Annotated in this window: 11 protein-coding genes; 6 read left to right on the forward strand and 5 right to left on the reverse strand. The window is 72.7% G+C overall.

Annotation, left to right across the window (positions count from 1 at the left end):
• Positions 1-97 precede the first annotated feature (97 nt).
• Entirely contained in the window at positions 98-3,661 is a 3,564-nt protein-coding gene (locus tag Actob_RS14970) for a family 78 glycoside hydrolase catalytic domain (RefSeq protein WP_284920782.1), read from the reverse strand.
• Between the two features lie 338 nt (positions 3,662-3,999).
• Here Actob_RS14970 and Actob_RS14975 point away from each other — a divergent pair, with 338 nt between their 5' ends.
• Both Actob_RS14975 and Actob_RS14980 read left to right on the forward strand, forming a co-directional pair.
• Entirely contained in the window at positions 4,000-4,983 is a 984-nt protein-coding gene (locus tag Actob_RS14975; protein WP_284920783.1) for a permease, read from the forward strand.
• A gap of 5 nt (positions 4,984-4,988) precedes the next feature.
• Positions 4,989-5,840 carry a TIGR03943 family putative permease subunit gene (locus Actob_RS14980; protein WP_407653648.1) on the forward strand — a complete coding sequence of 284 codons (852 nt, stop codon included), beginning with the start codon at positions 4,989-4,991 and terminating at the stop codon, positions 5,838-5,840.
• Positions 5,841-5,939: 99 nt separating this feature from the next.
• On the opposite strand, the gene Actob_RS14985 is transcribed toward Actob_RS14980, so the two are convergent.
• Complete coding sequence (locus Actob_RS14985) at positions 5,940-7,295, reverse strand: hypothetical protein (RefSeq protein ID WP_284920785.1); 1,356 nt, start codon at positions 7,293-7,295, stop codon at positions 5,940-5,942.
• A 239-nt stretch (positions 7,296-7,534) separates the two neighbouring features.
• On the opposite strand from Actob_RS14985, the gene Actob_RS14990 reads away from it, so the two are divergent.
• Positions 7,535-8,248 (forward strand): GAF and ANTAR domain-containing protein, encoded by a 714-nt coding sequence (locus tag Actob_RS14990; protein ID WP_284920786.1) that lies wholly within the window; start codon positions 7,535-7,537, stop codon positions 8,246-8,248.
• A complete protein-coding gene (locus tag Actob_RS14995; RefSeq protein WP_284920787.1) occupies positions 8,232-9,425 on the forward strand; it encodes an ANTAR domain-containing protein in 1,194 nt (397 codons plus the stop codon). Before Actob_RS14990 ends, Actob_RS14995 begins: the two co-directional genes overlap by 17 nt.
• On the opposite strand, the gene Actob_RS15000 is transcribed toward Actob_RS14995, so the two are convergent.
• From Actob_RS15000 to Actob_RS15010, 3 genes are all read right to left on the reverse strand, one after another.
• Entirely contained in the window at positions 9,377-9,772 is a 396-nt protein-coding gene (locus Actob_RS15000) for an STAS domain-containing protein (RefSeq protein ID WP_284920788.1), read from the reverse strand. The genes Actob_RS14995 and Actob_RS15000 overlap by 49 nt on opposite strands.
• Positions 9,773-9,944: 172 nt before the next feature.
• Positions 9,945-11,102, reverse strand: a complete 1,158-nt coding sequence (locus tag Actob_RS15005) for an RtcB family protein (RefSeq protein ID WP_284920789.1) — start codon at positions 11,100-11,102, stop codon at positions 9,945-9,947.
• A gap of 113 nt (positions 11,103-11,215) precedes the next feature.
• Complete coding sequence (locus tag Actob_RS15010; protein ID WP_284920790.1) at positions 11,216-11,542, reverse strand: STAS domain-containing protein; 327 nt, start codon at positions 11,540-11,542, stop codon at positions 11,216-11,218.
• Between the two features lie 252 nt (positions 11,543-11,794).
• On the opposite strand from Actob_RS15010, the gene Actob_RS15015 reads away from it, so the two are divergent.
• The gene (locus Actob_RS15015) at positions 11,795-12,556 is read left to right on the forward strand and encodes a SigB/SigF/SigG family RNA polymerase sigma factor (protein ID WP_284920791.1); all 762 of its coding nucleotides are present in this window, start codon (positions 11,795-11,797) and stop codon (positions 12,554-12,556) included.
• A 28-nt stretch (positions 12,557-12,584) separates the two neighbouring features.
• Positions 12,585-13,751, forward strand: a complete 1,167-nt coding sequence (locus tag Actob_RS15020) for a zinc-dependent alcohol dehydrogenase (protein ID WP_284920792.1) — start codon at positions 12,585-12,587, stop codon at positions 13,749-13,751.
• Positions 13,752-13,759 lie beyond the last annotated feature (8 nt).

The raw sequence follows: 13,759 nt of genomic DNA on the forward strand, positions 1-13,759 counted from the left end.
CTGTTCGGTCAAAACTAGGCGCAGTTGACCAGTCGGTCAACTCGGTGGTGGGTGACCGGGGGCGGGGAGGGCCGGGGGACCGGCCCTCCCCGCACGGTCAGACGGTCGACGTGAAGGTGTAGGTGCCGGCGCCGAGGGCGTACGACGTACCGCCGACCGGTACCGCCTCGGCCGGCGCGGAGGTCACGGCGGCGCCGGGTACGCGTACCGTAGCCGTGGTGCCGGTGGCGACGACCACCCGCAACGTGATAGCGGACCCGGACCGGCTCCAGGCGGTCGCGACCCGGCCGTAAGCCGTGGTCAGGTCGGACGACGCGGACGTCAGCGTGCCGCCCGGCTTGGGCGCCAGCAGCACCCGGGCATAACCGGGCGCGGCCGGGGCGACGCCTCCGACCTGGCGGTAAAGCCAGTCACCGACCGAGCCGAGCCCGTAGTGGTTGAACGAGTTCATCCCCGGGTCCTGCGGGCTGCCGTCCGGGCGGATGCCGTCCCAGCGCTCCCAGATCGTGGTGGCGCCCCGCGAGATCATGTAGCCCCAGCCGGGATAGCCGGGCTGTTGCAGGATCTGGTACGCGGTGTCGGCGTGCCCGTGGTCGGCCAGCACCGGCAGCAGATTCTCCACGCCCATGAAGCCGACCGAGAGGTGGCCGCCCCGGGACGCCACCTTGGCGGCCAGCTTGTCGGCGACCCCCTGCGCCCGGTTCTCCGGTACCAGCCCGAAGGCGAGGGCCAGGACGTACCCGGTCTGGCTGTTGGTGCCGACGGTCCCGTCGGCGGCGACGAACCGGTTGGTGAAGGCGGTCGCGATCCGGTCGGCCAGCGTGCCGTAGGAGGCGGCCTGCGCGTCGCGCCCGGTGGCCGCCGCCATCCGCGCCACCAGCCGGGCCGACCAGCCGAAGTACGCCGTGCTGGTCAGGTCGTTGCCGGTGCCGTCGTCGACGTTCAGCCAGTCGCCGTAGGTGTCCTGGTCGCGGATCAGGTCCGCGCCGGCGGTGCTCCGCAGGTAGTCCACCCAGCGGGTCATCGCGGGGAACGCCCGGTCGGCCGGTCCCAGGTCGCCGAAGCGCTGCCAGATCGTGTACGGCACGATCACGCCGGCGTCGCCCCAGCCCGCCTTGCCGGCGCCACCGAGCACGTCCGGCGCCACGTCGGTGAACGCGCCGTCGGCGTGCTGGGCGTCCACCAGGTCGGTGGTGAACTTGTCGAGCAGCCCGTAGGTGTCGAAGTTGAACGTCGACGTGGCCCCGAACGCGGCGATGTCCCCGGTCCAGCCGAGTCGCTCGTCGCGCTGCGGGCAGTCGGTCGGGATGGAGAGCAGGTTCGACCGGGCACCCCAGAGGATGGCCTGCCCGACCTTGTTGAGCGTGGCGTCCGAGCTGGTGAACGTGCCGGTGGCCGGGCCGTTGGTCCACGCCGCGAGGCCGGTGAGGCTGTCCGCGGTGGGGGTGCCGGGGAAGCCGGTGATCTCGACGTACCGGTAGCCGTGCACGGTGAATCGGGGTTCGAACGTTTCAGTCCCGGTGCCGGCCAGGGTGAACCGGTCGGTGGCCTGGGCGGCCCGCAGGTTCGCGGTGTAGAGGGTGCCGTCGGCGTTGAGGATCTCGCCGTGCCGCAGGGTGACGGTGGTGCCCGCCGGGCCGCCGACCCGCAGCCGGTCCCAGCCGGCGAAGTTCTGCCCGAGGTCGGCGATGAAGACGCCGGGCCGAGGCTGGGTGATCGCGACCGGGCGCAGCTCCCGCTGCACGGTCACGCCCGGGTCGAGCTGCGGGACCAGGGTGGGCCGGGTGCCGCTCCGGACCGTCACCGGTGTCCAGGAGCTGTCGTCGAAGCCCGCGGCGTTCCAGTCGCCGACGATCCGCCGGGCGTCCTGTGTCTCGCCCGCGTAGAGGTCGTCGGCGCGGACATTGCTCGGCGTGGTGCGCCAGCTGCCGTCGGTCCGCACGGTGGCCGAGGTGCCGTCGGTGAACTCGACGATCAACTGGGCGGCGTACCAGGGCTGAGTGCCGTACCGCTGGCTCCCGGCGAATCCGATGTTCCCGGCGTACCAGCCGCGGCCGAGCTGCGCGGCCAGCGCGTTGTCGCCCTGCCTGATCGCGGCGGTGACGTCGAACCCCCGGTACTGCAGCCGCTTGTCGTAATCGGTCCAGCCGGGTGCGAGCCGGTCGACGCCGACCTTGACCCCGTTGAGGTAGGTGTCGTGCAGGCCGAGCGCGGTGGTGAACAGCCGCGCCCGGGCCACCGGCTTGCCGACGGTGAACCCCTTGCGCAGGTAGGGCGCGGGGGAGGAGACCAGCACCTGGCTGCCCCACGGCCCGCTGCCGTAACCGGCCAGGACCTTGGCGGCGGCCCATCCGGAGTCGTCGAACCCGGGCTGCTGCCAGCCGCCCGGCCCGGCGGTCGAGGACTTCCACGAGCCGTCGGTGACCGTCGCGCCGAGCTTGGCGATCAGGCCGGCCGGGCTCACCGTGGTGTTGGCGGCGGCGATCGCGATGGTGTGCGTGCCGGCCGGCACCGTCACCGTCGCGGCGGTCTTCCACGAGTCGGTCACCCGGGGACTCGCCGAGACCTGCGTCCCGTCGATCCACACGTCGGCGGTGTCGTCCCCGGTCACCACCATCGTGGTGCCCGCCGCGAGACTCACCGTCCGGCGGAAGTACCGGGTCGCCACCGGCGCGCTCGACGCCGGGTCGCCCTCCGGGTACCAGATCCAGTTCGCGCCGCTCAGGTCGCCGGCCGGCGGGGCGCCGACGAAGGCCGCTGTCATCGTGATGCCGGTGTCGAACCGGGCGCTCGGGCTCCACGCTCCCGGCCGCCCCTGAGCGTCCCAGACCCGGACGCGCCAGTGGTAGGTGCGGTTGCCGGCGAGTGCCGGCCCGCCGTACCCGATGTCGGTCTGCCGCGTCGAGGCGACAGTGCCGCTGTCCCAGACGTCGGCCGCGCCCGGCGTGGTCCCCACGGTGATCTGGTAGCGGCCCTGCATCTGGCCGCCGGCCTCGGAGGCGAGCCGCCAGCCGAACCGCACGCCGTCCACGCCGACCGGGTCGACCTGCCGGTTCACTGTCAGGCCGGTGACGCTCACCGGCGACGCCGCGCCCGGATCCGGCAGCGCCACCCCGCCACCCCACGGCCCGGCGCCATAGGCGCCGAGATCCCGCGCGGTGGTCCAGGCGGCATCGGAGAAGTCCGGGTCGGCCCAGTTCTCCGGTACGGCGGAAGCGGCGCGCCAGGAGCCGTCGGTGACGAGGTCCACCGTGCCGGCGCGCAGCCGCCCGAGGACGCCGGCCGGCCCGCCACTGTTGCGCGCGGCGACGGCGACCGTGTTGGCGCCGGGGTGCAGCGACCCGGCCAGGTCGACGTGGATCGCCCGTCTCCAGGAGTCGGTGGTGCGCGGGGAGCCGGCCAGCCGGGTGCCGTTGACCCAGACGTCGACAGTGTCGTCGCCGGTGACGACCAGCTGCGCGTCCGGGATGTCGGCGGCCGCGACGGAGAAGGTGCGGCGCAGGTAACGGGTGGCGACCGGCGCGCTGGTCGCCGGCTCGCCCTCGGGATACCAGATCCAGTGCGCCCCGCCGAGCCCGACCGGCGGATCCGCCGCCGCGGCCGTCCCCGGCGCCGGTACCAGCAGAAGTGCGGCCGTCACGGCCGCGAGCAAACCCTTCATCCGGACCTCCTGAGCATCTGAAACGTTTCATAACGACACTCATCGATCGTAGATGTGTTAACGCTCCCGAAACAAGACGGTCGTCGATGTCCGTGCTTCCGGGACCCGCTGTACCGGGCGCCGTCCCGAGCCGTTGTGGGGCACGCCGCCCGGATGTGGGCGCGGGCGCCCGGGCCGCCTGGTTCGACGCGGGACTCGCGGCGGGGCGGTTCCGGCGTACCGGAAAGCGGCGAACCGGACGGGGAGGCGGTCGGCTACGGTCGGCGGGCCGGCGGTCCGGGTTCTGTCGGGGGTGGGCGGTAGTTTCTAAGCCGGCCCGAGGACAGGAGGAGCCGCTGGTGAGCACGTCGACGAAGGTGCGGCCCGAGCAGGACACCGGGATCGGGTCGCTCGAGGTGCTGGCCGGGTTGCTGGTCGCCCTGGTGCTGGTGCGCGGGCACCTGGCCGGGCTGCTGTCCGGGCCGGGGCTGCAGACCTGGGCGACGGTGTTCGTCTCGGTGCTGGTGCAGGCGGTGCCGTTCCTGGTCTTCGGGGTGGTGCTGTCCGCGGTCATCGCGGTCTTCGTGCCGCGCGGCTTCTGGGCCAGGGCGCTGCCCAGCCATCCGGCGCTCGCGGTGCCGGCCGCCGGGGTGGCCGGGGTCATCCTGCCGGGGTGCGAGTGCGGCAGCGTGCCGATCGCCGGGTCGCTGATCCGGCGCGGGGTGACGCCGGCGGCGGCGCTCGCCTTCCTGCTGGCCGCGCCGGCGATCAACCCGATCGTGCTGACCGCCACGGTGATTGCCTTTCCCGGTGAGCCGCGGATGGCCGTCGCCCGGGGGCTGGCCAGCCTGGTCGTCGCGGTCGCGATGGGCTGGCTGTGGCTGCGGCTGGGCAAGCCGGAGTGGATCCGGCTGCCGCACCGGCCCGATCTGGACGACACGTCGAAGGCGCGGGCGTTCTGGGCGGCGTGCCGGCACGACGTCATGCACGCGGGCGGCTTCCTGGTGCTCGGCGCGGCCGCCGCGGCCACCATCAACGTGGTGATCCCGGCGGCCTGGCTCCAGTCCCTCGCCGACGATCCGGTCGTCTCGGTGCTCGCGCTCGCGACGCTGGCCGTGCTGCTCTCCATCTGCAGCGAGGCGGACGCGTTCGTGGCCGCCTCGCTGTCCCAGTTCTCGCTCACCTCACGGCTGGTGTTCCTGGTGGTCGGCCCGATGGTCGACCTGAAGCTGATCTCGATGCAGACCGGCGTCTTCGGCCGCCGGTTCGCGATGCGGTTCGCGCCGGCCACGTTCGTCGCGGCGATCGTGCTGGGCAGCGCCTTCGGGCTGGTGCTGCTGTGAGCCGGATGACGCAGGCGGTGATCATGCTGCTGTTCGGCGGCGCGATCATCAAGGCGACGGTCACCGACGTGTTCCTCCGCTATGTGAAGGAGGGGCTGCGGCCCTTCCTGCTGCTCGCGGGCATCCTGCTGGTCGCGGCCGCGATCATGACCATGTGGTACGACCTCCGCGCCGGCCCGGGCGGCCCGGGGGCGGATCCCGGTCCCGGCCACGGTGATGGCGACGGGCACGGCGACGACGGCGGGCACGGTGATGGCGACGGCGCTGGGCACGGCGGCGGAGGCGGCGACGACGGCCGGCACGGCGACGACGGCGCTGGGCACGGCGGCGGGGGCGGCCACGGGCACGGCGACGGGCATGGGCATCACGAGCCGCGGGTCGGATGGCTGCTGCTGCTTCCGGTGCTCGGGCTGTTGCTGGTGTCGCCGCCGGCGTTGGGGTCGTTCGCGGCGGGGCAGGCGGGCAGTGTCGGGCCGGCCGCCGCCTCGGACTATCCGCCGCTGCCGGCCGGCGATCCGGTCGAGGTCAGCCTGCTCGACTACGCGTCCCGGGCGGTCTTCGACAGCGGCCGGAGCCTGGCCGGGCGGAACGTGAAGCTGACCGGCTTCATCACCCCGGGACCGGACGGCAAGCCGATGCTGGCCCGGATGGTGCTGACCTGCTGCGCCGCGGACGGACGGCCGATCAAGGTCGGGCTGGCCGGGGTGCCGATCGACGCGCCGCCGGACGCCTGGGTGGAGGTGACCGGCGTCTACAGCAGCCAGGTCGGCACCGACCCGGTGAACCAGGCGCGGGTGGCCTTCCTCGACGTGCGGTCGTGGCGGGAGATTGACGAGCCGAAGCAGCCGTACGCCTGATCGCGCCGGTCGGTCAGCTGGTGCGGCGGCCGAGGCTGTGGTGCACGAAGCCGGTGGTCAGATGGTGCCGGTCGGGGCTGTGGCGCGCGAAGCCGGTGGTCAGATGGTGCGGAGGTCGAGGCTGTTGCGGACGAAGGAGGACTGGTCGCCGGTGGACCACCAGAGGACACCGGCTCGGTAGGCGATGTTTCCGGCGTCCGGGCTGACCAGGACGGTCTGGCGGGTCCTCAGGTCGTGGATCAGCAGTTCCTGGTTGCCGCTGAGGTCGGACTGGGGGCCGACGCGGGCCAGCACCTCGAAGCGGTCCAGCACGGCTACGTCGGTGATCGCGGTGGCCACCGTGCCCTCGGCGACCTTGCGGCGGGCCGAGCCGTCCGGGTGGGACAGTTCCATCCGGGCGTAACCGTCGGCGTTCAGCGAGACCAGCTGGCACCAGGCCGGGCTGCACGCGGTCACCGTCCGGTCGGCGGACGGGACGGCGATCCGCCGGCCGGTCGTCAGGTTGCGCAACGTGGTGGCGCCACGCGCGGAGGTCTGACCGTCGACCGCCCACGGCCACGCCGACAGCGCCCAGGTGCCCGCCGAGCGGGTGACCGTGACCCTGCCGCCGGTCAGTGCCACCGAGCGGAACTCGGTCTGGTCCGCCGCGCCGCCGGCCACCCAGTGGACGGCGCCGTTCGCGATCACCAGGTCGTATTGCGAGTCGTAGAACTGCATCGCGCCGACGTCGGCGGTCAGCATCCGGGCCGGTTGCCGGAGCCCGCCGGTCCACAACTGCTGCTTGCCGCGGACGCTTTCCACCCAGACCAGGCCGTCGCCGGAGCCGGCCGCGGCCGGGGCGGGGGCCGTGACCGCCGAGGCGGAGGCGGCGGAGTCAGGGACGGCGGGGGCCGGGCCGGAGGTGGCGGGGGTAGGGGCGGCGGAGGCGGAGGTCCCGGGGAGCGGGGCGGAGGTCGCGGGGAGCGGGGCGGCGGGGGAGGCGGCCGTGGAGGCGGAGGTCGCGGAGAGCGGTGCGGGGGAGGAGGCCGCGGAGGCGGAGGTTGCGGAGAGCGGGGCGGCGGGGGCGGTCGCCGAGGCGGCCGGACCGGCGGCGGTGGGGGCGGTGCTGTAGCTGGTCAGGGCGGCGAACGGGGCACGGTCGGTGGACGGGACGCGACGCAGCTCACGCAGGGTGCCGTCGGCCTGCCTCAGGATCAGGCGCAGGGTGTGGCCGTCCGGGCTCTGCGCGGTGCCCGCCGACGTCTTCGCGTCCAGGAACAGGGCGGGGGAGTACTCGTTGCCGTCCGGAAGCTTCGACGGGACGCTGCCGCGCTGGGCCCGCGGCCAGGCGGCGCTCAGGGCGAGCGGCTGCGGTTCGCCGGACCGCGCGGGCGCGCCGAACAGCAGGGCGCCGCCGGCGGCGAGCGCCACCCCGAGACCAGCCAGCGTACGAATGAGGTGTCCACGCTCCGGCACCCCGCGATGCTAGCGTGCTCGGTGAGCGGGAGGCGTCGTACCGAAAGCCGGTTTTGATCGGGTTGTGCGGCCGGGGTGTGGGCCTACGGTGGAGGTGAGCTTCGTTGAGCGGTCCGCCGCTGAGGGGGATGCCGGTGCCGAGTCCGGCATCCGCGGCGGCGTGCACCGACGCGGGACCGGGGGTGCTGTGATGGATGCCTGGCGCAGCCGCCCGTCGTCGCCGCGAACGGGCGATGGCCATGACTAGTGGCGATCATCGGGACCGGGTGGCGCAACTCGTGGCGGAGTTCGGCCCGGATCTGGGCCGGTTGTGCGATGCCTGCGTGGCCGGCCTGCCCGGGGTGGGCGGGGCCGGTATGGCGGTGATGACCACGCTGCCGGCCCAGCAGATCCGCTACACCAGCGACGCGGTCAGCGCGCGGGTCGAGGACCTTCAGGTGGTGCTCGGCGAGGGGCCCTGCAAGGAGGCGTTCGCCGCGCGCCGGCCGGTCCTGGTCGAGGACCTGGACGACCAGCTCTGGACGTCGCGCTGGCCGGTGTTCGCGCCGGCCGCGATCAGTGCCGGCGCGCGTGCCCTGTTCGCGCTGCCCTTGCGGGTCGGCGCGATCTGCCTCGGCGTGATCGACCTGTACCGGCCGGGGCCGGGGCGGCTGACCGGCGACGACCTGGCCGAGGCGCTGGCCTTCGCCGACGCCGCCACCGAGCTGCTGCTGGCCGAGCAGATGCCCGGCGGGCAGGTGCCGGGCAGCGCCGGCCTGTACGCGCACCGAGCCGTCGTGCACCAGGCCACCGGCATGATCAGCGCGCAGTTGCAGGTGCCGATCCCGGCGGCGTTCCTCCGGCTGCGCGCGCAGGCCTACGTCACCGAACGTGGCCTGGACGAGGTGGCCGCCGACGTGGTCGCCCGCCGGCTGCGGTTCACCGAGGCGGACAATGATGACCAGCTCTACTGATCACGACGACCGGAACCGGGAGGTGGCCGTGAGCGCGTCACCGGGACAGGGCTGGGCAGAGGCCTTCGTCGACCTGTCCGACACGCTGGTCGCGGAATTCGACATCGTCGAGTTCCTGCACGTCCTGGCCGGCCGCTGCGTGGAACTGCTCAACGTGCGGGTCGCCGGCATCATGGTCGGGAACCAGCGCGGAGCGTTACGGGTGATGGCCTCCTCCTCGGAGCAGGCCCACCTGCTCGAGCTCGTCGAGGCGGCGACCGCCGAGGGCCCCTGCGTCGACTGTTACCGGACCGGGCGGGCGGTGGACGACCCGGACCTGGCGACTCCCGACCGGCGGTGGACCCGGTTCGCCGCCCAGGCCAAAGCGGCCGGGTTCGGTGCCGTGCACGCGGTTCCGGTGCGGTTGCGAGCCGAGACCATCGGGGTACTCATCCTGTTCTCCGTCCATCCCGGCCTGTTGGGTCCGGCCGACGCGCAGGCCGCACGCGCGCTGGCGAACGTCACCACGCTCGGCCTGTTGCAGCACCGCGACGTCGAGTACCGGCAAGTCCTGGCTGAACAGGTGCAGAACGCGATGAACAGCAGGGTGGTCCTCGAACAGGCGAAGGGTGTCCTCGCCGAGTATCTCGGCCTGGACATGGCCGGCGCGTTCGACGAGCTGCGCCGGCTGGCCACCCGGCTCGGTCAGCGGCTCGGTGACGTCGCCGCCGCGGTGACCGCCGGCGACTACGACGACCCGGCGACGGCCGGCGGCCGGCTGCGGATGCTGCTGATCCGCCGGTTCGAGCTGGCCACCCTGACGGCGCTGCGGGGCGGGGTGCATGCCGCCCTGATCCGGCACGGCCTGCCGGCGCCGGCGGCGGCGAAGTTCGTCCTGGCCGTGCACGAGGCGGCCGCCAACGCGGTGGTCCACGGCGGCGGAGCCGGGCAATTCCTGCTGTGGCGGCGGAACGGGGACGTCTACGCCGAGGTCAGCGATCACGGGGCGGGCCTCCCGGGCGACTTCCGCGAGGCCGCCGAGCGGCCCGCCCGCGCCGCCGAGGACCCCCGTGGACTGTGGCTGATCAACAGCATCTGCACGGCCCTGGACATCGAGACGGGCCCCGGCGGGACCCGCCTGCTGCTGCGTTACCCGCTGGGCTCGCCGGACCTGTCCGGGCCGCCGGCCGGCCGGTAATCGAGCATCTCGACCAGGTCGACCAGGTCGAGCAGGTCGAGCAGGTCGAGCAGGCGGGTGAGCGGGGACGACGCCGCCGAGATCACCACCTGGCAGTCCAGGCCGGGCGCCCGGGCCCGGTCCCGCAGCTCGAGCAGCGATCGCAGCGAGGCGCAGTCGAAGAAGCCCACGGCGGCGGCGTCCACCACGAGCACCCGCGGGTGTCGCTCGGTCAGGACGGCGTCCAGGGCCTGCCGCAGCCGGGCCACGTTGGACAGGTCGAAGTCGCCGGTGAGTGCCACGGTCACCGTCTCCGGGGTGCACTCGGCCACCCGGACCTGCCCGTCACCACTCTGTTGTACGGACACGCCCGCCTCCCTCCCGACCGGCGCGCGGCACCGAGCAGTCCGGCCGCCCCGCCGGTGTCCACGCTAGTCCCGTCGGGGCGCGTCGGGGGCCGCCGCTCGGCTCGGATCGGCCGCCATGGTGGCGACAGATCGGACCGTTGGTCGGGTGGTGTTCATGGCCCCTTTCGTCCGATCAGTCGCCCTTGACGTTCACCAGCTGGCGCAGGGTGTGCCGGATCTCGACCAGGTCGGTGGCGTCCCGCATGACCACGTCGATCGGCTTGTAGGCCTGCGGGATCTCGTCGAGGAAGGCGTCGGTGTCGCGGAACTCGATGCCCTTCATCGCGGTGCGGAGCTGGTCGCGGGTGAAGGTCTTGCGAGCCTTCGACCGGGAGTACGCCCGACCGGCCCCGTGCGGCGAGGAGTTCAGCGAGGTGGCGTCGCCCTTGCCGGTCACCACGTAGGAGGCGTCGCCCATCGAGCCGGGGATCAGGCCGGCCCGGCCCTTCTCCGCGTTGATCGCGCCCTTGCGGGACAGCCAGACCCGCTTGCCGAAATGGGTCTCCTGCTCGGTGTAGTTGTGGTGGCACTGCACCCGCTCGCGCTGCTCGACCGGGCCGCCGACGAACTCGGCGAAGCACGCGATCAGCCGGTCCATCATCTCGTCCCGGTTGGCCAGGGCGAAGTTCTGCGCCCAGCGCAGCTCGGTGAGGTAGGCGTCGAACTCCTCGGTGCCCTCCTCGAGATAGGCCAGGTCCCGGTCGGGCAGGCTGATGCCGCGCCGGGTCATCAGGTCCTGGGCCACCCGGATGTGGTGGCTGGCGATCTTGTTGCCGACCCCGCGCGAGCCGGAGTGCAGGAACAACCACACCCAGCCGTGCTCGTCCCGGCACACCTCGATGAAGTGGTTGCCGCTGCCCAGCGAGCCGAGCTGGAGCTGCCAGTTCCGCGCGTAGGCGGCCGGGTCGAAACTCGCCTGGGCGCTGAGCCGCCCGACCCGTTCGCGGGCCGAGTCGGTCAGCCGGCTGTTGTAGCCGCCGGCCGAGAGCGGGATGGCGCGCTCGATGGCCAGCCGCAGCCGGCTCCGGTCCGGGTGCAGGTCCTCGACCCGGTACTGGGTGCGCACCGCCGCCATGCCACAGCCGATGTCGACGCCGACCGCGGCCGGGATCAGCGCGCCGAGCGTCGGGATGACCGAGCCGACGGTGGCGCCCTTGCCCAGGTGGGCGTCCGGCATCAGGGCGATGTGCGGGTGGATGAAGGGCAGCCGGGACGCCTTCTCGGCCTGCTGGAGGGTCTCGGGCTCGATGAGGCTGGCCCAGTTGACGAGACGTTCGTTGATCCGCTGCACGGTGGGATCCTGCCACGGTGCCGCGCTCGGCGGTGCGGGATTTACGGCGGGCCGCTCCGGTGCGGAGCGGCCCGTGGCGGTGCGCTCGGGGCGTACCCGAATGGGGGGTTGATCTATGGGTTGGTGGCGGGCTCGCCGGTGAGGGTCTCCTCCAGATGGGTGACCTGGAGCAGCATGCGGACCATCGGGCCGAAGTCGCGCAGCCGGAAGGAGAGGCCGTGTGCCTCGGCGGCCTTGCGGGCCGCGACGAAGACGCCGAGGCCGATGGAGTCGAGGAAGGCGACCTTGTGCAGGTCCACCTCCAGGTGGGCGAAGCCGGTCGTCTCCACGGCCTGCCGCAGGACCTGGCGGAGCACGGCGGCGCTGTCGGCGTCGATGTCTCCCTCGGGCACGACGACGACCCGATCGTCGCGCCGTTCGATCGTGCAGTCGAACTCCATCTGCCTGTCTCCCTGTCGCGGTGCAGTGTGGCTGGCGCCGATTCCCTAAAGTCGCACCGTTCAAACTAATGGGTGCTATCTGCATGACCTCATACTTTCGGCTGGCGCTCCATAGCCTGCCCGGCTAGGGTTCGGGCAATCGGTCAAACAGGGTGCCGAGAACCATCCAGGTGCGCTCCAGGGCATCGGGTTGCGTCTCTGGCCGCGGAGAACCGGCACACGCGCGAGCCCCGCCCGCGTGAGGGGGAAGTCATGCGCTCGTCCGCAGTTCCGTTCGCCGACCTCGACGATCCCTCGTTGGAAGAGCTGGCCGCGACGTCCCGGTCGGACCCGGCCTGGCCGGTGCTGCGCGAACGGGTGATCAACGCCTGGTTGCCGATGGCCCGGCGGCTGGCCCGGCGGTACGCCAACCGTGGCGAGGACAGCGACGACCTCGTCCAGGTCGCCACGGTGGGCCTGATCAAGGCGGTGGACGGCTTCGAGCCCGAGCGTGGCGGCGACTTCGCCAGCTATGCCATCCCGACCGTGCTGGGCGAGCTGAAGCGGCACTTCCGGGATCGGATGTGGAACATCCGGGTGCCGCGCCGGCTCCAGGAACTCAACATGGCGATCAACCGGGCGCGCGGTGAGCTGGTCCAGCGGCTGGGCCGGGTGCCGACGGTCGCGGACATCGCCACCCACCTGGGGATCGGCGAGGAGGAAGTGATCGAGGGGCTGGAGGGCGCCTACGCGTACCGGCCGGCCTCACTGTCCACGCCGATCGGCCCGGACGGCGACGCCGAGCTGGGCGACTCCATCGGCGGCGTCGACCCCGGCTTCGAGCTGACCGAGCTGCACATCACCCTGGGGCCCGCGCTGGCCCGGCTGACCGAGCGGGAGCAGCAGATCATCGCGCTGCGCTTCCACGGGAACCTCACCCAGAGCCAGATCGGCGAAAAGATCGGGGTGTCCCAGATGCATGTGTCACGGCTGCTGACCGGCGCGCTCGGCAAGTTGCGGGAGTTCATGAATTAACCCGGCCGGCCGGGGCATGCAGCAGGGCATGCGAGCACTGACATGGCAGGGCACCGGCAAGGTGTCCGTGGAAACGGTCCCCGACCCGACGATTCACGAGCCGACCGACGCCATCGTACGGATCACCTCCACCGCCATCTGCGGCTCGGACCTGCACCTGTACGACGTCCTCGGCATGTTCATCGACAAGGGTGACGTGCTCGGCCACGAGCCGATGGGCATCGTCGAGGAGGTCGGCGCCGAGGTCACCCACATCCGGCCGGGTGACCGGGTGGTGATCCCGTTCAACATCTCCTGCGGGCACTGCTGGATGTGCCGGCGCGGCTTCTTCGCCCAGTGCGAGACCACCCAGGTCAGGGAGCAGGGCAAGGGCGCGGCGCTGTTCGGTTACACCAAGCTCTACGGACAGGTGCCCGGCGGCCAGGCGGAGTACCTGCGGGTGCCGCAGGCGCAGTTCGGGCCGATCAAGGTGCCGGACGGCGCGCCGGACGAGCGCTACCTGTTCCTCTCCGACGTGCTGACCACGTCGTGGCAGGCGGTCAAGTGGGCGGACGTCGAGCCGGGCAACACCGTGCTGGTGACCGGGCTCGGGCCGATCGGGCAGATGTCCGCGCGGATCGCCAGGCACCTCGGGGCGTCCCGGGTGTTCGCCATCGACGACGTGCCGGAGCGGATCGCGATGGCGGAGCGGCACGGCATCGAGGTGGTCGGCACCGCGGACGAGGTGCTGCAGCTGACCCACGGCCGCGGCGCGGACAGCGTGATCGAGGCGGTCGGCATGGAGGCGCACGGCTCGCCGGTGCAGTCGGCGATGGTGAAGGCGGCCACCGTGCTGCCCGACCCGCTGGCCCGCACGGCGATCGAGAAGGCGGGTGTGGACCGGATGGCCGCGCTGCGCACCGCGTTCGAGGGGGTACGCCGGGGCGGGACGGTCTCGATCATCGGCGTCTACGGCGGTAACGCCGACCCGATCCCGATGTTCGACCTGTTCGACAAGGGCGTGACGCTGCGGATGGGCCAGGCGCACGTGAAGCGGTGGGTGGACGACATCATGCCGCTGCTCGACGGGGACGCGGATCCGCTCGGGGTGGACGACCTGGTCACCCACCGGCTGCCCCTGGAGGAGGCGCCGCACGCCTACGAGATCTTCAAGAAGAAGAAGGACGGCTGCATCAAGGTCGTTCTCAAGCCCTGATCCGGCCG

Source organism: Actinoplanes oblitus, assembly GCF_030252345.1.
GTDB classification, from domain to species: Bacteria; Actinomycetota; Actinomycetes; order Mycobacteriales; family Micromonosporaceae; genus Actinoplanes; species Actinoplanes oblitus.